Raw genomic sequence first — 16,620 nt, forward strand, 5'->3', positions numbered from 1 at the left:
GGTCGGCGGCAGCCGACCCTTACGGGCCCGTGCAGATCGGCACCGGCTGCGGCGGCGGCGCCGGATGATCCTTCTTGTATTGGGCGATGATCGGCTCGAGGGTCTTCTTCGGCCAGAATTTCGGGGAACCGATCTCCTTCAGGCAGGATGCGTTCCAATAGAGGTTGATGCCGGTCAGCGAGTGGCCGCCTGCCTTGGCTTGCGCGACGGCGGCGATGTCGCGCGATTCCGGGTAGATGTAGAGCGTCGTCGGATTGTCCTTCACCATCGAGACGATCTGCTGCGCATCCGCCGGCGACCAGCTGGTGCAGCCATTGCTGCGGCCGCCGGCATAGTCCACCAGCTTGCCGAACGGCACCATGCCATCATGGTCGGCATATGAGCTGTTCGGGCTTTTGCGCATGCACATGCCGCGCAGCACCTGCGCTGCGTGCCCGCCGATTACCCGCTGTCTTGCATTCGCGGCTTCGCCTTCGCCGTCGAACTGTATGAAGGTGCGCAGGAGAGCCGCGTTCTGTCTGGCGCCGGTGCGATAATAGCCTTTGAACGACGTTTTCGCCTCGCGGGTCATATAGGCACCGCCGGCCGTCAGTTCCGAATCCATGGCATTGCCGAAGTTCTTCGAGCACCGCCTGCCATTTGAAAAATCGACGATGCCTTTCAGCTTGCGGCCGCCGCCATGACCCGATGAAATGGCGCGAAACGACTGGCTGGCCTCGCAAATGACATAGTACCGGCGGCCGAGCACCCCGTTGCCCATATCGCCGGGACGTGTCGCATCCATGGCGAAGTAGCAGGGGTTGCTGACGGCGCCGGCGGCCACCTTTTTCAGGTAAAGCGCCCGCGCCCGCTCAAGGACGACTGCTGCAATCTGGCCATCGCCTTCACCGACATGGGCCTGCAGCCAGGCCGGAACGTCGGATGGCTGCAGCGCCGCGAAGGATCGGGCCGATACCGTCAGGGCGACGGCAGCGGCCAGGAGGCCGAGGATGGCGACACCCAGCGGGACAGATCTCAACCGCACCAGCTCATTTTCCCCGTCGACGCATCGTCTCTTCTGGTGAATCACCCGACGGCGATCATAAAGGTCTCGCACCGATCGGCGAAACACTTCTAGTTTAGCTGCACACCCGAAAACCGGAATACGTCATGGTTGAGATCGTCAAACCCGCGCTTGAGCACCTGCCGTCCTACAAGGCGGCGCTGGAGCGCGGCTGGTCGCCGGATAATGTGCGGTTGCTGGAAGCGACGCGAGAGCAGCTCGGTGCGATAGAGGAGGATCCCGTTGCCTTCCTCGCCGGCCTCGACGACCCCGAGGGCAAGGGGCCGCCGATCACTTTGCCGGACGGCAGCAAGGTGCCGCGGCTGCCCGGCTTCCGGCGCTGGATCTGGGATGGCGAGGCCGCCGGTTCCATCGGCTTTCGCTGGCAACCCGGCACGGCGGCGCTGCCGCCGCATGTGCTCGGCCATATCGGCTATGCGGTGGTTCCATGGAAGCGTCGGCGCGGCTACGCGACCGAGGCGCTGCGGCTGATGCTCGGCGAGGCGAGGGCGGTCGGCCTGCCCTTCGTCGAGATCACTGCCGAGCCTGGCAATCCGGCCTCGCACAAGGTGATCCTGGCCAATGGCGGCAAGCTCGTCGGCCGCTTCTTCGAGGATGCCGCTTATGGCGGCGTCGAGAGCCTGCGCTTCCGGATCGACCTGTAGCGGCCGGACGAATTGATTCAGGACGGCGCTACAACGCGTTGTTTTGCTGGGCTTCCCGGCGCATCGTGACTTCGGGAATAGAGGCGATTGCTACTCCGCCGCCGCCGGCAGTGGCGGTGCCGCGCGGCTGCGTCCTTCCCAGACCTGCGATGCGACCGCCACGACGACAGCGACCAGCATGGCCAGCGCGCCGACCGCCGGCAGGCTGCGATAGCCGTAGCCGGCATTGAGCATGGCCGCACCGAGCGATGCTGCAAGTGCGATGCCGACATTGAAGCCGGAGGGGATGAGCGACGAGGCGAGGTTGGAAGCGTCCGCCGTCCAGGCCAGGATGCGGGTCTGGATCGGCGCGCCGATGGCGAAGTTGAGGCCGCCCCAGAGGACGATCGCGACGATCATCGGCACGGGGTAGGGGCTGACGGCATAGATGACGGCAAGCATCGCCGCTTGCAGGAACAGCATGGTGATCAGCGACGGCATCAGCTTCCAGTCGGCTAGCTTGCCGCCTAGGAAGACGCCGATGGTCGCGCCGACCCCGTTGAGCAGGAGCACCCAGGGCACCAGGCTCTCGTCGAGGCCGGTGACTTCGAGCAGGGTCGGGGTGATGTAGGTGAACAGGCCGAACTGGCCGATCATCAGCATCAGCATCAGGATGAGCGAGGTCCAGACCTGCTGGCGCCCCAGGACGCGGACCTCGTGCGACAGGCTCGTCGGGCGGTTCGACGATCCAGCCGTGCGCGGCAGCAGCGCAAGCATCGCGGCCGTCGCTGCCATGCCCAGCGCGCCCATCACCCAAAAGGTGGCGCGCCAGCCCCAGAGATTGCCGATCGCGGTGCCTGCCGGCACGCCGATGACGTTGGAGACGGTGAGGCCGGAGAGGATGACCGCCACCGCCATGCCGCGCTTGTCTTCCGGCACGAGGCCGACCGCGACCACCATGGCGACGCCGAAATAGGCCCCGTGCGCCACGGCGACGGCAATGCGCAAAAGCAGCATCGAGGTGAAATCGGGCGCCAGCGCGCAAGCCGCCTGGCCGATGGTGAAAGCGATGGCGAGGCCGATGAGCAGGATTTTGCGGGAGACGGTCTTGGTGGCGAGCGCCAGCAGCGGGCCGCCAATGGCGATGCCGCAGGCATAGCCGGAGACGAGATAGCCGGCGGTGGGAATGGAAACGCCGAGGCCATCCGCCACCTGCGGCAGCACGCCGGCAATGACGAATTCCGTGGTGCCGAAGGCAAAGGCGGCGATGAACAGGGCAATGAGGGGCAGCATGGCGCGGCGAGCGATCCCGAATGAGCTGGCCTCAAACCATGGATGGGGGCCGCCGGCAATGGAGAAAATGTCGATGCCGCTTTAGCTTTTCTTGACGGGTCCGGCCCGCGCGTCGGCACTGTTATGCGGCGGTCTTCCTGCCGTAGGGGATTTTGAGCCAGGCGCGCTCGTGAAGATAGTAGAGCAATGACTTGGTGACGACCTCGGTGGCGCCGATGGCGGCGGCCAGCTTGATGCTGCCTGTCACCACCAGCGAGATGATCATCGTATCGATGGTGCCGGTGGCACGCCAGGAAAGCGCCTTGGCGAAGCTGCGCGAATGGGTGTCCATCGACCGTTGTCCTCCCGGTTAGGCCTGACCCGATCTCTAGCCGACCGACAGCAGGATGAGCAAAGGCTAATTTTCTTGAGATGATGGGGCCGCGATTTCGTGCCAGCTCAGCCGGCCTTCAACCGCGAGCCGCCGAGCAGGCCGCGCTCCTCCAGCACCGGATAGGCCATGGAAGCGAGCAGCGAGTTGATCTGCTTCAGGTCGCGGATGGTGTCGAGATGGATCGAGCTGGTCTCGACGCTCTTGGCGGTGCCGTCGCGCAGCCGCACGAAATGGCTGGCGCTGGTTTCCTTCTCGCGGTCGCGCAGCCGGTCCTTTTCCAGCACCAGCTGGCGGGCGGCCTCGGGATCGCGCGAGACCAGGACGTTGAAGGCAAGGCGGGCATTGGCGAGCACCGAGGCATGGAAGGCGCTGAGCTCGCGCCAGCCCTCAGGGGTGAATTCCAGCCCGCGCTCGAGCTTCTTGCGGACATGCACCAGCATGTTGCGCACGATGATGTCGCCGACCTGTTCCAGCTTGACGCAGGCGCCGATCAGTTCCTGGCAGCGCAGCGCTTCATCCTCGGTGAGCGGGTTCTTGGTGACCTTGGCCAGATAGAGCTTTATCGCAACGTGCTTCTTGTCGACACGGTCGTCGAGCGCGGCCAGCGCCTTGATCTTGTCGGCGTCGGCGCTTTCGTAAAGCTCGATGATGCGTTTCAGCATGATCTCGACCATCTCGCAGACCCGCACCACCTCGCGGGTGGCGTTGGCCAGGGCCTGGCTCGGCGTATCAAGCGCGCCTTCGTTGAGTGCCGACAGTTCGACAATGTCGAGCGCCGAAGCCGGGTCCGGTTTTGTGCCGAGCGCTACGATCTTTTCCGAGGCGCGGTAGACAAGACCGGCGAGCGGCAGGCCGGCAAGCAGGATCACGACATTGAACAGGATGTGGGCGTTGACGATCTGGTCGGGGACGGTGGCGCCGAGAAAGCCGACCGGCGGCTTTACCGTCATGAATAGGATCAGCATGAGCAGCGAGCCCATGCCGCGCATCAGCAGGTTGCCGATCGGCACGACGCGCACGCCCGGATCGGCGTTGCGGGTGAGCAGCGGCGCTATGATCGAGGAGCCGAGATTGACGCCGAGCACCAGCACGATGCCGAGCTCGGGCGGGATGAAGCCGCGGCCGGCCAGCGTCACCAGTAACAGAACGGCGGCGATGGAGGAGTGGAACAGCCAGGTGACCAGCGCGGCGAGCAGGTAGGCGGTGACGAAATCGCCGGAGAAGTAGTTGACGATCAGCGGCATCAGCCTGCTTTGGCGTAGAGGCTCCGACGCCTGGCCGATCATCTCCAGCGACAACAGCAGCAGACCGATGCCGACCATGATGCGGCCGAACTGGCGCCAGTCGCGCCGCTCGGTGGCCATGAACATCACTGTGCCTGCGACCAGGCACACCGGCACGAGCAGGGACAGGTCGAAGGTGAGGAGCTTCACCACCAGCGCCGAGCCGATCTCGGCGCCGCGCACCGCCAATTGGCCGGACATGCCGGAGACGATGCCGGCGCCGGCGAAGGACCCGACCAGCAAGGTGACGGCGGTGGAGCTCTGCAGCGCGACCGACAGGCCACAACCTGCCAGAACCGCCATCAGCGGGTTGCGCATGGTGGCGCGCAGCCTGTGGCGCAGCGCATCGCCATAGGCGCGCTCGACGCCCGTCTTGACCATGCGGGTGGCAAACAGCATCAGCGCCACCGCACCGGCCAGATGCAGAAGGACGACCGAACCGCTCATGCCCGGCCTCGCGATCCGGACAAGGTGGCGACAAGTGACCAGATGAACGTGCGAATCATGGACATTGCAAGCGCCGAGAATACTCCGATTGCTTTTAGCCGGATAATAAAAATTGCCGCATCGGTGCAGGTTGGTGCGCGACAGGGCGTGTCGGAAATGGATGCAAGGCGGTGAAGCGCAGCCATTGGCCGCCGTCAGCGGCCGCCTTGCTTTTGCCCTGTGGAAACCGGGCATCGTCGGTATTTGGGGTCGTGCGGTCCGACAAGCGTGCTTATATGGACGGGAAAAGAGTTCCCCATGCGCTTTCCACCTGCCTTTCTCGACGAGATCCGCGACCGCGTGCCGATTTCCTCGGTCATCGGTCAGCGCGTCGCGTGGGACAGGAAGAAGACCAATGCGTCGCGTGGCGACTATTGGGCCTGCTGTCCGTTCCATGGCGAGAAGAGCCCGTCCTTCCATTGCGAGGACAAGAAGGGCCGCTACCATTGTTTCGGCTGCTCGGTGTCGGGTGACCACTTCAAGTTCCTGACCGAGCTCGACGGCATGAGCTTTCCCGAGGCGGTCGAGAAGATCGCCGGCATGGCCGGCGTGCCTATGCCGGTTCGCGACGAACAGGAGGAACGGCGTGAGAAGGAACGCGCCAGCCTGACGGATGTCATGGAGATGGCGACCGCCTTCTTTGAGCAACGGCTGCAGGGACCGGAGGGCGCAAAGGCCCGCGCGTATCTAAGGGACCGCGGGCTGACGCCGGCGACGCAGCAGTCCTTCCGGCTCGGCTATGCGCCGGACAGCCGCAACGCGCTGAAGGAGCATCTAGCGGCAAGAGGCGTGCCGAAGGCAGACATCGAGGCCTGCGGGCTGGTGCGGCATGGCGACGACATCCCGGTCTCCTACGACTGGTTCCGCGACCGCATCATGTTCCCGATCCCGGATTCGCGCGGCAGGATCATCGCCTTTGGCGGCCGCGCGCTAGCGCCGGACGCGCTCGCCAAATACATGAACTCGCCGGACACCGAGCTCTTCCACAAGGGCAACGTGCTCTACAATTTCGCCCGCGCCCGCAAGGCCCTGGCGAAAGGCGGCACGGTCATCGCCGTCGAAGGCTATATGGATGTGATCGCGCTGGCGCAGGCCGGCTTCGAGAATGCCGTGGCGCCGCTCGGCACCGCGCTCACCGAAAACCAGCTCGAGCTGTTGTGGCGCATGGCCGGCGAGCCGGTGCTCTGCTTCGATGGCGACAAGGCCGGGCTGAAGGCGGCCTGGCGGGCCGCGGATATGGCGCTGCCTGCGGTCCAACCCGGTCGCTCGGCGCGCTTTGCGCTACTGCCGGAAGGAAAGGATCCGGACGATCTGGTCAAGGCCGAGGGGCCGGACGCCTTCCGCGCAGTGCTCGCCGACGCGCGGCCGCTGGTCGACCTCTTGTGGATGCGCGAGACGGCGGGCGGCGTCTTCGACACGCCGGAGCGGCGCGCCGAACTTGGAAAAACGCTGCGCGAGCTAGCAAGCCGCATCCGTGACGAAAGCACGCGCTACGAATACCAACAGGAGATGCGTGAGCGAGTGCTGAGTTTCTTCGGCTCGCAGCGCGGAGCGCGCCAGGCTGGCGGACGGCCGGGTGAGCGCGGCCAGGGCAAGCCCGCGCCCGGCGGGCAGTTCGCCAAGGGTGGGGGCGGACGCACCGCGATCACCGAAAGCCTCGGCCGTTCGGCGCTGGTCAAGCGCGGCGAGGGCATGTCGGTGCGCGAGGCGACGATCATCGTGGCGCTGATCAACCATCCGGCGCTGATCGACGAGAATTTCGCGCATGTCGAATTCCTCGACCTTGCCAACAGCGATCTGAGGCGGCTGCATGCCGCCATCCTCGATGCGATGGCGCATGACATGGCCAATGACCGCGGCGCCGTGATCGCGACGATCGAGCGTGCTGGCTGCGGCGAGGTTTGGGAGCGCGCGGTGGCGCTGATCAAGCGCGCCCGGCAATGGCCGGCGCTGGAAACCGCCGCGCTCGAGGATGCCCGCGACGCCTTCAACCAGGCGCTGCACTTGCAGCGCAGCGCGCGCACCTTACATAGAGAGCTGAAACAGGCGCAGGCAGCGCTCGACGCGGATCCATCGGACGAAAATTTCCGGCATCTGGTCGAGATTCAGGCGCAATTCAACGATGTGCAGGCAACGGAAGCGCTGATCGAAGGGTTCGGCGTGTCCTCGGGCAGGGTCGGACGCGTATAGGGTCCAAACCTGCCCAAACAGCGAAATGGAAATGTCCCGCGTCGAAACGACGCCGCTAAGTCGGGTAATTGATTCGCTTTTTTCATGCGAATCATGCGAGAGGCGCTTGACCTTCTGGCAGAATGGCGGAATCAGGACGATTCGAAACGTTAACCCGTACCCGGCGTCGACGGGAAATGAGCGATGTGAGGTACTGGTCACTGGACAGGCGCAGCGCCTGCCACAGATATCAGGGTCAATCTGGACTTAACGAGAGATGCGGTTATTGGCCCGGTGAAGAGCGTTCTGGTGTGAGCGCATTCGATTTGACCGGCACGGCAGCTTACGCGGCTTCGCTAGAAAGCCGCTTGGAGACGACAAAGAATGGCGACAAAGGAAAAGGAAGAGGTCGAGACCGAACGTGAAGGCGCCACCGATGGCCCTCTGCTCGACCTTTCCGATGATGCTGTCAAGAAGATGATCAAGGCCGCCAAGAAGCGCGGCTACGTCACGATGGACGAACTGAACTCGGTGCTGCCTTCGGAGGAAGTGACCTCCGAGCAGATCGAGGACACGATGGCGATGCTGTCCGACATGGGCATCAACGTGGTCGAGGACGACGAGCAGGGCGAGGAACCGGAAGGCGGCGACTCTAGCGCCGACGCCGAGGAAGACGCCAATGAGCTCGCCGAGCAGACGGGCACCGCGGTCGCCACCACGACCACCAAGAAAGAGCCGACCGATCGCACCGACGATCCGGTCCGCATGTATCTGCGCGAGATGGGCTCGGTCGAGCTTCTGTCGCGCGAGGGCGAAATCGCCATTGCCAAGCGCATCGAGGCTGGCCGCGAGACGATGATCGCGGGCCTGTGCGAGAGCCCGCTGACCTTCCAGGCCATCATCATCTGGCGCGACGAGCTCAACGAATCGAAGATCCTGCTGCGCGAGATCATCGATCTGGAAGCCACCTATGCCGGGCCCGAGGCCAAGCAGGCGCCGGTGGTCGAGCGGATCGAGGAAGCCCCCAAGGCCGAGGAAAAGCCGCGCGGCCGCGGCGCCGCGCGCGAGGAAGAAGACGACATCACCAATGTCGGCAGCGACACGCGCGGGCTGGAAGAGGACGAGGACGACGAGGACGAGGCGAGCCTGTCGCTGGCGGCGATGGAAGCGGAACTGCGTCCGCAGGTGATGGAGACGCTCGACGTCATCGCCGACACCTACAAGAAGCTCCGCAAGCTGCAGGACCAGCAGGTCGAGAACAGGCTGGCCGCCGCCGGCACGCTGTCGCCCAGCCAGGACCGCCGGCTGAAGGAGCTGAAGGACCAGCTGATCAAGGCGGTGAAGTCGCTGTCGCTCAACACTGCGCGCATCGAGGCGCTGGTCGAGCAGCTCTACGACATCAATAAGCGCCTGGTGCAGAACGAGGGCAAGCTGCTCAGGCTCGCCGAAAGCTATGGCGTGCGCCGCGAGGAGTTCCTCAAGGAATACCAGGGTTCCGAGCTCGACCCGAACTGGACGCGCTCGATCGCCAATCTGACCTCGCGTGGCTGGAAGGAATTCACCAAGAACGAGAAGGACACGATCAAGGACCTGCGCGCCGAGATCCAGAACCTCGCCACCGAAACGGCGATCTCGATCCTGGAATTCCGCAAGATCGTCAACCAGGTGCAGAAGGGCGAGCGGGAAGCCGCGATCGCCAAGAAGGAAATGGTGGAGGCGAACCTGCGCCTCGTCATCTCCATCGCCAAGAAATACACCAACCGCGGCTTGCAGTTCCTCGACCTGATCCAGGAAGGCAATATCGGCCTGATGAAGGCGGTCGACAAATTCGAGTACCGCCGCGGCTACAAGTTCTCGACCTACGCGACATGGTGGATCCGGCAGGCGATCACCCGTTCGATCGCCGACCAGGCGCGCACCATCCGCATTCCGGTGCACATGATCGAGACGATCAACAAGATCGTGCGTACCTCGCGCCAGATGCTGCACGAGATCGGCCGCGAGCCGACGCCGGAGGAACTGGCCGAGAAGCTGGCCATGCCGCTGGAAAAGGTGCGCAAGGTGCTGAAGATCGCCAAGGAGCCGATCTCGCTCGAAACGCCTGTCGGCGATGAGGAGGATTCGCATCTTGGCGACTTCATCGAGGACAAGATGGCGATCCTGCCGATCGACGCGGCGATCCAGGCCAATCTGCGCGAGACGACGACCCGCGTGCTGGCGTCGCTGACGCCGCGCGAGGAACGTGTCCTGCGCATGCGCTTCGGCATCGGCATGAACACCGACCACACGCTGGAAGAGGTCGGTCAGCAGTTCTCGGTGACGCGCGAGCGCATCCGCCAGATCGAGGCCAAGGCGCTGCGCAAGCTCAAGCACCCGAGCCGGAGCAGGAAGCTGAGGAGCTTCCTGGACAGTTAGGCTAGGCTTCCGTGGGGGAGGCAACAGAGAGACGGTCATTGCGCCGCCTCCTCCCACCGATACTCGTTTTCTGCCTGGCCGGTCTTGCAATTCACCTATTGGCTCTACTTGGAGCCATGATTTTCGGTCATTCCTTCGTGCCGTCGCAAGCTTATGTGAGCGACCACGATATGATCGCGAAATCGATAGCCATACCGGCCGGCTGCTTAATATTCGTTCTTTGCTGCAGAAAGTTCTTAAAGGACTTCCGAGCGTTTCAGGCTTGGGACGTATCCTTCAAGACCCTCGTTCTTTCCGGGTTCGGCGTTCTTGTGTTGCCTTTCGTTTTTGGGGTTTTTGTCCGTGCAACTCTCCTGACTGCATACCCGCTTTTGTTGGCGGCACTGATGGGGGAGGATACGCAGCTCGAATTTTCTGTAGACCGCATAGGGGGTTCGTCATTCCGCTGTTCGAACAGAGTTGATCTGGCGGGCATGCCAATGATGACCGGCACTCTATGCGGTGTCCCGGACGACTTTCGTAAGACACTTCATCAGGGCACTCGCGTGATGTTGACCGGGCGCGGCACGGCGGACGGGCTTTTTGCGGCGACAATTGATGTTGTTCATTAGCTGTGTTTTCCTCAAGCAAGGCTCACGCACTTCAAAAGGGCGCCATCGGCGCCCTTTTTGTTCTCTGCACTGCTCTTGAAGATGGTGCCGGCCGGGAGGATACTTTCCATGTCGGATGCATTTTTCCGGGCGACAAACCGGATGCCCGCCCCGGTGGAGGTCAATGACCTGAGCCGTGCTCCGTGGCGCCGGAGGGAGGTATGCCATGACGACCTACATCATGCTGCTCAACTGGACGGAGCAGGGCGCCAGGAACGTGCGCGAGTCACCGAAGCGGCTCGATGCCGCCAAGAAACAGCTGGGCGAGATGGGCGGATCGTTCAAGGCGTTCTATCTGACCATGGGCGAATGCGACATGGTGGCGGTGGTCGAGGCGCCGGACGACGCGGTGCTCGCGCGCTTCGCGCTGATGCTGTCGGCGGGCGGCAGCGTCAGGACACGGACCCTGAAGGCATTCCCGGAATTCGCCTATCGCGAGATCATCACCTCGCTCGGGTAGCGCACGGCGCGGTACGGGTCCGCGTGGCGCTGCGTCATATTGCGGGGCCGTGCCGCCTCGCCGATAGTCGCGCCATGTCGAAGCCCCTGCTCACCATCTGGTACAACACGCGCTGCCCGGTCTGCGATGCTGGCATCACGAGACAGGAGCGGCGACTGGTCGAGGCGGTCAAGGCGGGCCGGATCGAGTTCCGCGACATCAATCTCGAGCCGGCGGCGCTCGCCGGATACGGCGCCTCGCTGGAGGATATCCGCCGCCGCCTGCACGCTACCGATACTGAAGGCAGGCTCCTGGTCGGTGCCGATGTCGCGATCGCTGTGTGGCGGAGAACGCCGGGCGAGGGCTGGCTGGCGGCGCTGTTCGGCAACCCCGTCCTGCTGCCGCTGACGCGTCTTGCCTATGATCGCTTCGCCGATCTTCTCTACGCCTGGAACCGGCGCAAGGGCCGCTGGTAGACGGCAGGCTCTCCGATGAGAGAAGGCCCGGATTCGCTCCGGGCCTTGTCAGCTATCTGGAAGCGGGTTCGCACAGCCAGCCGACGATGCGGCGCACCAACGGCAGCACCAGAAGCAGCGTCGGAAACGCCACCAGCCAGGAGAGGCCCCAGGCCGTCAGCCAGACGGCCGGCAGGCCGGGCTGGAGCCCGAGGCTCTTCAGCGTCGAGATGAACGAGACGATGAAGGTCATCAAGAGCGACAGAACCAGCGGATTGAGAAAAGCGGCATAGCGCGCGGGCAGCCTGCCGCGCTTTCGGGTCGTGGTCATTTGGGATTTTCCTGAAGTGTCCGGTCGATCGCATAGGCATCCTTTGGCCGCTTGCGGCGCAATTGCCCGGAAAGACCGGGGATGGATGCGTTGCTTGACGTCAGACGCTTACGGAGCGGTCGTCGACCCTCAAGCGCCTTCTAGCGGCGGGCCTCTGCGAAATCAATCCCGCTGGCGCCGGTTCTAGATACATCGTAAGATATATCTTGACTCGACGAGGTCAGGCACCTAATTGAGATATATCGTAAGACATAACTCAAGGAGCAATCCATGCACAGACATCATCCTTTCGGCGAGCGCGCCGAGCGCGCTTTCATGCACATGGCCGGCAAGTTCGGCGGCCGTGGCGGTTTCGGTCCGTTCGGCCATGGCATGCGGGGTGGCGGCCGCGGCGGCCCAGGCGACATGTTCCGCGCCGGGCGCATGCTGGCCGACGGCGACCTCAAGCTGATCACGCTGTCGCTGCTGGCCGAGGCGCCGCGCCACGGCTACGACATCATCAAGGCGCTGGAGGAACGCACCAGCGGCATCTACAGCCCGAGCCCGGGCGTGGTCTATCCGACGCTGACCTTCCTGGAAGAGGCGGGCTATGCCACCTCCTCGGCGGAGGGCAACAAGAAGGTGTTCTCGATCACCGAGGCCGGCAAGGCGCATCTCGACGAGAACCGCGAGATGATCGACCACGTGCTCGACCATCTCGAACGCTTCGGCCGCAAGATGGCCAAGGCGCGCGACTGGTTCGGCTGGAACGACGATAGCGAGGAGGGTGGCCGGCGTGGCCGCCATGAAAAGCGCGACGCCTTCCGCGCCGTTCGCCACCGGCTGCGCGCGGCGCTCAGCGAGATCGTCGATGCGCCGGAAGACAAGCAGGCCCAGGCGATGAGCATCCTGGAAGACGCCGCCGAGGCGCTCGAGGCGCTGTCGCGCCGTTGAATTCGCCATCAGCCAAGCAAAAGAGCCCGGGAGATCCGGGCTTTTTTGTTGCTGGAGCCGCGCGTATCCGGGACGCGTCTGCCGGCAGTCATTCCTGCTGGTGTGAACGCCGTTCAAAGTATTTTTGAACACTGTTCACGGGCATCGGATTATGGTAGACGTCAGCCGCTATCGCATTGCGGCGGCAGCTAGATTCACGGAGAGACAGGTTTGGCGCTGGACAGGGAAGAGATCAGCGAGCGGGTCATCGACATCGCCGAGGAGCTGATCGAAGCGGGCGGGGCGGAGAACCTGAAGGCCAGGACCGTCGCCACCGAGGCCGGCATCGCGGTCGGCTCCATCTACAACCTGTTCCGGGATATCGACGATCTGCATCGCGCCGTGAACATGCGGCTGCTCGATCGGCTGGGCGAGGCCGGTGCTGAGGCCATGGCCGAGCTTGACCGGGCGCGGGTGACCGACACACGGCAACGCCTGCTGGCGCTGGCGCGCGCCTACGTGAGGTTCGTGGAGGCGCATCCTATAAGCTGGCCGGCCCTGCTCGCCTTCAACCGCCGCCAGCCGGCCCATGCGGAGCCGGATGCCTATGAGGCGCGGCTCGGCGATCTGCTGCAGATCATCGCCCGCGTGCTCGCCGACGGTGGCTTCGGCCTCGAGGAAAGCCGGCTGCGGATCGCCGCCCGCACCTTGTGGTCAAGCGTGCATGGCATCGTCACCAGCGGCCATGCAAACTCTGTCGGGCGGCTGGCGGACGAGACATGGGAGCAGATCGAACTCCTGGTCGCCGTCTTCATCAAGGGGCTGGAACGGGGCGGAACATTGGATCATGCTGGCGCGGCATCGTCGTGAATTCCAATGCGATAGTGATAAGCGGCGCCGAAGACCGCGCGCCGAGGTGAAAGTGGAGATTTGAACCATGTCTTTTCTGAAAAGGCTTTTCGGGGGTGGCGGCGGCGACGCGGGCGAGCCGAAGAGCGCGGCGCCGGCAAAGCAGGTCGAGCACAAGGGATTCCTGATCAGCGCCACGCCCTACAAGGCCGAGGGCCAGTACCAGACCTGCGGCGTGGTCTCGAAGGAAATCGATGGCGTGCTGAAGGAGCACCGCTTCATCCGCGCCGATAGGTTCGCCGGCCTGGACGATGCCGTCGACATCTCGATCAAGAAGGGCATCCAACTGGTCGACGAGCAGGGCGAGAGGATCTTCGGCTGACACCGGCCGCTGCAGGTTTTTCCGAGGAGAAAAGGGCAAACGCTGAAAGGCGTCTGCCCTTTTCAATTCCGATGAGTAGCGACTGACGCTTACGCCGCAGCGGCGACGTTTCCAGTGCCCGCTGTCGCCGCCACCACCGCGTCGACCTTGGCCGTCGCCTTGGCCAGCGCGGCATTGACCGCATCCGGGCCCATGCCGACGCCTTCGATGCGAATGACCTCGACATCGGTCATGCCGATGAAGCCGAGCACCGAGCGCAGATACGGGATGGCGTGATCCATCTGCACGGCAGCACCCTCGGAGTAGATGCCGCCCGAAGCCAGCACGACATAGACCTTCTTGCCGGTGACGAGGCCCTTCGGGCCGCCCTCGCCATAGGAGAAGGTCTTGCCGGAGCGTGCGACGTGATCGACCCAGGACTTCAGCGTCGAGGAGATGCCGAAGTTGATGAAGCCGGTGGCCAGGATGATGGTGTCGGCGGCGAACAGTTCGTCGAGAGCAGCGTCGGAAACGCCGACGACTTCAGCCTGACGCGGGGTGCGCGATTCCGCGGGCGTATAGATGCCGGTCGAATAGTCGGCGTCGATATGCGGCAGCGGGTTGGCGACGAGGTCACGCACGACAAGCGTGTTCGACGGATCGGCGGCAAGCAACTTTTCGGCAAGCTCGGTGGCGATGCGGGTTGAGTGCGAGGCAGCGCCGCGCGGGCTCGAGGTGACAAGAAGAATGGACATGGGGCTCTCCAGTGGGTTGGAATAATCTGTCCCGCTTGATATGGGCCTTTCGATCCATTCGAAAAACTGGTATATTTTCTATACGATCCATCCATTTTGTGGATACAACGATGCAGCCGAATCCAACGCTCGACCAATTGCAGATCCTGGTGGCGGTTGCCGACACAGGCAGTTTCTCAGCCGCCGGCCGCAAGCTGAACCGTGCCCAATCCGTCATCAGTTACGGCATTGCCAATCTGGAAGCGCAGCTCGGGCTGAAACTGTTCGAGCGTGAGGGCACGCGCGAGCCGCAGCTAACCGAGATTGGCCGGGCGATGCTGGAGGATGCAAGGCGCATGATCGGCGTGCTGCAGCGCATGCGTTCGCGCGTCGATGGCCACCATCACGGGCTGGAGGCCGAAGTGGCGCTGTCGGTCGATGCGGCGCTGCCCTCGCCGGTGCTGGTGCGGGTGCTGAAGGCGTTCGAGGCGCAGTTTCCAACCGTGATGCTGCGCCTGCATATTGGCTCGCTGGGCGTCATTCCCGATCATGTCGTCAGCGGGCAGGCCGATCTTGGCATCGGCGGCCTGCTGGGCGAGGTTGACGTCCACCTCGTGCGCATCGGCTTCATGTCGATGGTGCTGGCAGCCGCGCCCAGCCACGCGCTGGCGCTGCTGCCGAAACCGTTGGCGATCGAAGATGTGCGCGAACACACGCAGCTTGTCGTCACGGACCAGTCCGAACGCACCAAGGGACGCGACTTTGGCGTCTTCGCCTACCGCACCTGGCGACTGACCGACATGCGCACCAAGCATATGCTGATGCGGGAGGGGCTGGGCTGGGGCGGACTGCCGCGCTGGCTGATCGCCGACGATCTGGCAAGCGGCCGGCTGGTGGAACTCGACCTGGAGGTGTTTAGGGAGGCGCGCTCACCGCTGTTTGCCATGCATCGCAACGACAGCAGCCCGAAGCCGGCAGCGGCCTGGCTGATCGATCGTTTCAAGCGAGGGCTCGGCTGTTTCAACGAGTTCGAGCCGGGCGAGGTGCCGGACGAAGAGCTGGAGACAACCCATCTATCAGCGCCATGAGCACGGCGCGGTAGTCCTCGGCTGAAGCGCCGGCCTCGACGGCGAGCGCGGCGCGGTCGAAGGCGGCAGCCAGCAATGCGGTCAGCGCCTCCACCGGCAATCGCGTCATCGATTGCTCACGCATCGCCGCGACGAGCCCTTCGCGCAGCGAGCGATTGCCATGCCGGTCGTCGATTTCATCCATCGCGGCACGGCCAAGCACGGCCGGTCCGTCGAGCAGCAGCAGCCGCGTGCGGCCGGGCGCGCGCATGGCGGCGAGATAAGCATCGGAACCGGCGATCAGGGCATCGCGGGCGCCAAGCGAGGGCGGCGAGGCGCGCTCGATCTCCTCGGCCACCGCGGCCGCCTCCTGCTCGACGACAGCGGCAAACAGCGCCTGCTTGTCGGCGAAGTGGTGATAGAGGGCGCCACGCGTGACACCGGCGGCGGCAACGATCTCCGGCGTGCCAGTCTCGGCATAGGATTTTTCGGTGAACAGCTTTCGCGCCGCGGCGATCAGGTCGGCGCGGGTCGCCTCGGTGCGGTCGCGGTTGGAACGACGCGTGGACTCTTGTTGCATACATGCAGCCTGTATGTTATTTCAATTTACATACAGACTGTATGTTATGTGACAGGAGAAGGAAAGATGAAGACGACGAGCTACTATCCGGTGCTCATGACAGGCGACGTTGGCGGCACGAAAGCCTTCTATATCAAGCATTTCGCCTTCAAGGCGCTGTTCGAGAGCGACTGGCACGTGCATCTGCAGTCGCCCGAGGATCGGCGCGTCAATCTCGGCATCGTCCAGGGCGACCATGAGAGCATCCCCAAGGAAGGGCGGGGCCGCACGTCAGGCCTGCTGATCAATTTCGAGGTTCGCGACCCCGATGCGATCTATGAGCGGATCGTGGCTGCCGGCTTGCCAATCCTGCGCTCGCTGCGCGACGAGGCCTTCGGCCAGCGCCATTTCATCACCAGCGACCCGAACGGCGTGCTGATCGACGTCATCAAGCCGATCCCGCCCAGCGAGGAGTTTTTGGGGCAATTCGCGGAGGGCGCGGCGGGCGTCTGAGCGATGGCAGCAAGTGTCGGCAGCGGCTCCGGCCTCTGTGGCCGT

At 64.1% G+C, this 16,620-nt stretch carries 18 protein-coding genes; 11 read left to right on the forward strand and 7 right to left on the reverse strand.

The features are described 5' to 3' along the window. Positions 1 to 19 precede the first annotated feature (19 nt). Positions 20 to 1,024 (reverse strand): hypothetical protein, encoded by a 1,005-nt coding sequence (locus JG743_RS11460; protein WP_202300301.1) that lies wholly within the window; start codon positions 1,022 to 1,024, stop codon positions 20 to 22. A 125-nt stretch (positions 1,025 to 1,149) separates the two neighbouring features. Here JG743_RS11460 and JG743_RS11465 point away from each other — a divergent pair, with 125 nt between their 5' ends. Beyond that, a complete protein-coding gene (locus JG743_RS11465; protein ID WP_202300302.1) occupies positions 1,150 to 1,707 on the forward strand; it encodes a GNAT family N-acetyltransferase in 558 nt (185 codons plus the stop codon). Between the two features lie 90 nt (positions 1,708 to 1,797). Here JG743_RS11465 and JG743_RS11470 read toward each other — a convergent pair whose 3' ends face one another. The 3 genes from JG743_RS11470 to JG743_RS11480 all read right to left on the reverse strand — a co-directional run bounded on the left by JG743_RS11470 (position 1,798) and on the right by JG743_RS11480 (position 5,082). Then, complete coding sequence (locus JG743_RS11470; protein ID WP_202300303.1) at positions 1,798 to 2,979, reverse strand: MFS transporter; 1,182 nt, start codon at positions 2,977 to 2,979, stop codon at positions 1,798 to 1,800. A gap of 121 nt (positions 2,980 to 3,100) precedes the next feature. Continuing rightward, complete coding sequence (locus JG743_RS11475; protein ID WP_202300304.1) at positions 3,101 to 3,310, reverse strand: DUF2061 domain-containing protein; 210 nt, start codon at positions 3,308 to 3,310, stop codon at positions 3,101 to 3,103. A gap of 107 nt (positions 3,311 to 3,417) precedes the next feature. Then, positions 3,418 to 5,082 carry a Na/Pi cotransporter family protein gene (locus JG743_RS11480; RefSeq protein WP_202300305.1) on the reverse strand — a complete coding sequence of 555 codons (1,665 nt, stop codon included), beginning with the start codon at positions 5,080 to 5,082 and terminating at the stop codon, positions 3,418 to 3,420. Between the two features lie 297 nt (positions 5,083 to 5,379). On the opposite strand from JG743_RS11480, the gene dnaG reads away from it, so the two are divergent. The 5 genes from dnaG (at position 5,380) to JG743_RS11505 (ending at position 11,270) form a co-directional block, all read left to right on the forward strand. Further along, positions 5,380 to 7,311: a DNA primase gene (gene dnaG, locus JG743_RS11485; RefSeq protein ID WP_202300306.1), complete on the forward strand. Its 1,932-nt coding sequence runs from the start codon at positions 5,380 to 5,382 to the stop codon at positions 7,309 to 7,311. A gap of 363 nt (positions 7,312 to 7,674) precedes the next feature. Further along, positions 7,675 to 9,705: an RNA polymerase sigma factor RpoD gene (rpoD, locus tag JG743_RS11490; RefSeq protein ID WP_202300307.1), complete on the forward strand. Its 2,031-nt coding sequence runs from the start codon at positions 7,675 to 7,677 to the stop codon at positions 9,703 to 9,705. Between the two features lie 38 nt (positions 9,706 to 9,743). Then, positions 9,744 to 10,316, forward strand: coding sequence for a hypothetical protein (locus JG743_RS11495; protein WP_210388522.1), 573 nt, complete (start codon positions 9,744 to 9,746; stop codon positions 10,314 to 10,316). 205 nt (positions 10,317 to 10,521) lie between these two features. Continuing rightward, the gene (locus JG743_RS11500; protein WP_202300309.1) at positions 10,522 to 10,815 is read left to right on the forward strand and encodes a GYD domain-containing protein; all 294 of its coding nucleotides are present in this window, start codon (positions 10,522 to 10,524) and stop codon (positions 10,813 to 10,815) included. A gap of 74 nt (positions 10,816 to 10,889) precedes the next feature. Next, the gene (locus tag JG743_RS11505; protein ID WP_202300310.1) at positions 10,890 to 11,270 is read left to right on the forward strand and encodes a thiol-disulfide oxidoreductase DCC family protein; all 381 of its coding nucleotides are present in this window, start codon (positions 10,890 to 10,892) and stop codon (positions 11,268 to 11,270) included. Positions 11,271 to 11,322: 52 nt separating this feature from the next. On the opposite strand, the gene JG743_RS11510 is transcribed toward JG743_RS11505, so the two are convergent. After that, positions 11,323 to 11,580, reverse strand: a complete 258-nt coding sequence (locus JG743_RS11510; protein WP_202300311.1) for a DUF2798 domain-containing protein — start codon at positions 11,578 to 11,580, stop codon at positions 11,323 to 11,325. 270 nt (positions 11,581 to 11,850) lie between these two features. Here JG743_RS11510 and JG743_RS11515 point away from each other — a divergent pair, with 270 nt between their 5' ends. The 3 genes from JG743_RS11515 (at position 11,851) to JG743_RS11525 (ending at position 13,723) form a co-directional block, all read left to right on the forward strand. Further along, a complete protein-coding gene (locus JG743_RS11515) occupies positions 11,851 to 12,513 on the forward strand; it encodes a PadR family transcriptional regulator (RefSeq protein WP_202300312.1) in 663 nt (220 codons plus the stop codon). 210 nt (positions 12,514 to 12,723) lie between these two features. After that, positions 12,724 to 13,362, forward strand: a complete 639-nt coding sequence (locus tag JG743_RS11520; protein ID WP_202300313.1) for a TetR/AcrR family transcriptional regulator — start codon at positions 12,724 to 12,726, stop codon at positions 13,360 to 13,362. A gap of 67 nt (positions 13,363 to 13,429) precedes the next feature. After that, positions 13,430 to 13,723, forward strand: a complete 294-nt coding sequence (locus JG743_RS11525; protein WP_202300314.1) for an HlyU family transcriptional regulator — start codon at positions 13,430 to 13,432, stop codon at positions 13,721 to 13,723. Between the two features lie 89 nt (positions 13,724 to 13,812). Here the strand turns inward: JG743_RS11525 and JG743_RS11530 are convergent, their stop codons facing one another. After that, positions 13,813 to 14,457: an FMN-dependent NADH-azoreductase gene (locus JG743_RS11530; protein ID WP_202300315.1), complete on the reverse strand. Its 645-nt coding sequence runs from the start codon at positions 14,455 to 14,457 to the stop codon at positions 13,813 to 13,815. A gap of 110 nt (positions 14,458 to 14,567) precedes the next feature. Between JG743_RS11530 and JG743_RS11535 the strand changes: the two genes are divergently transcribed. After that, positions 14,568 to 15,524 carry a LysR family transcriptional regulator gene (locus tag JG743_RS11535; RefSeq protein ID WP_202300316.1) on the forward strand — a complete coding sequence of 319 codons (957 nt, stop codon included), beginning with the start codon at positions 14,568 to 14,570 and terminating at the stop codon, positions 15,522 to 15,524. Here the strand turns inward: JG743_RS11535 and JG743_RS11540 are convergent. Beyond that, positions 15,457 to 16,083, reverse strand: a complete 627-nt coding sequence (locus JG743_RS11540; RefSeq protein ID WP_202300317.1) for a TetR/AcrR family transcriptional regulator — start codon at positions 16,081 to 16,083, stop codon at positions 15,457 to 15,459. The two genes, JG743_RS11535 and JG743_RS11540, sit on opposite strands and share 68 nt — an antisense overlap. 66 nt (positions 16,084 to 16,149) lie before the next feature. On the opposite strand from JG743_RS11540, the gene JG743_RS11545 reads away from it, so the two are divergent. Continuing rightward, on the forward strand, positions 16,150 to 16,575 hold the full coding sequence (locus tag JG743_RS11545; RefSeq protein ID WP_202300318.1) for a VOC family protein: 426 nt from the start codon (positions 16,150 to 16,152) through the stop codon (positions 16,573 to 16,575). The last annotated feature ends 45 nt before the right edge of the window (positions 16,576 to 16,620 follow it).

The sequence above is a fragment of the Mesorhizobium sp. 131-2-1 genome (assembly GCF_016756535.1).
Classification (GTDB): domain Bacteria; phylum Pseudomonadota; class Alphaproteobacteria; order Rhizobiales; family Rhizobiaceae; genus Mesorhizobium.

Bases quoted from the DNA above. Each gene is read 5' to 3' on its own strand.
- JG743_RS11465 (WP_202300302.1), top strand. From the start codon at position 1,150: ATGGTTGAGATCGTCAAACCCGCGCTTGAGCACCTGCCGTCCTACAAG.
- JG743_RS11470 (WP_202300303.1), bottom strand. From the start codon at position 2,979: ATGCTGCCCCTCATTGCCCTGTTCATCGCCGCCTTTGCCTTCGGCACC.
- JG743_RS11475 (WP_202300304.1), bottom strand. From the start codon at position 3,310: ATGGACACCCATTCGCGCAGCTTCGCCAAGGCGCTTTCCTGGCGTGCC.
- JG743_RS11480 (WP_202300305.1), bottom strand. From the start codon at position 5,082: ATGAGCGGTTCGGTCGTCCTTCTGCATCTGGCCGGTGCGGTGGCGCTG.
- dnaG (WP_202300306.1), top strand. From the start codon at position 5,380: ATGCGCTTTCCACCTGCCTTTCTCGACGAGATCCGCGACCGCGTGCCG.
- rpoD (WP_202300307.1), top strand. From the start codon at position 7,675: ATGGCGACAAAGGAAAAGGAAGAGGTCGAGACCGAACGTGAAGGCGCC.
- JG743_RS11500 (WP_202300309.1), top strand. From the start codon at position 10,522: ATGACGACCTACATCATGCTGCTCAACTGGACGGAGCAGGGCGCCAGG.
- JG743_RS11505 (WP_202300310.1), top strand. From the start codon at position 10,890: ATGTCGAAGCCCCTGCTCACCATCTGGTACAACACGCGCTGCCCGGTC.
- JG743_RS11510 (WP_202300311.1), bottom strand. From the start codon at position 11,580: ATGACCACGACCCGAAAGCGCGGCAGGCTGCCCGCGCGCTATGCCGCT.
- JG743_RS11515 (WP_202300312.1), top strand. From the start codon at position 11,851: ATGCACAGACATCATCCTTTCGGCGAGCGCGCCGAGCGCGCTTTCATG.
- JG743_RS11525 (WP_202300314.1), top strand. From the start codon at position 13,430: ATGTCTTTTCTGAAAAGGCTTTTCGGGGGTGGCGGCGGCGACGCGGGC.
- JG743_RS11530 (WP_202300315.1), bottom strand. From the start codon at position 14,457: ATGTCCATTCTTCTTGTCACCTCGAGCCCGCGCGGCGCTGCCTCGCAC.
- JG743_RS11535 (WP_202300316.1), top strand. From the start codon at position 14,568: ATGCAGCCGAATCCAACGCTCGACCAATTGCAGATCCTGGTGGCGGTT.
- JG743_RS11540 (WP_202300317.1), bottom strand. From the start codon at position 16,083: ATGCAACAAGAGTCCACGCGTCGTTCCAACCGCGACCGCACCGAGGCG.
- JG743_RS11545 (WP_202300318.1), top strand. From the start codon at position 16,150: ATGAAGACGACGAGCTACTATCCGGTGCTCATGACAGGCGACGTTGGC.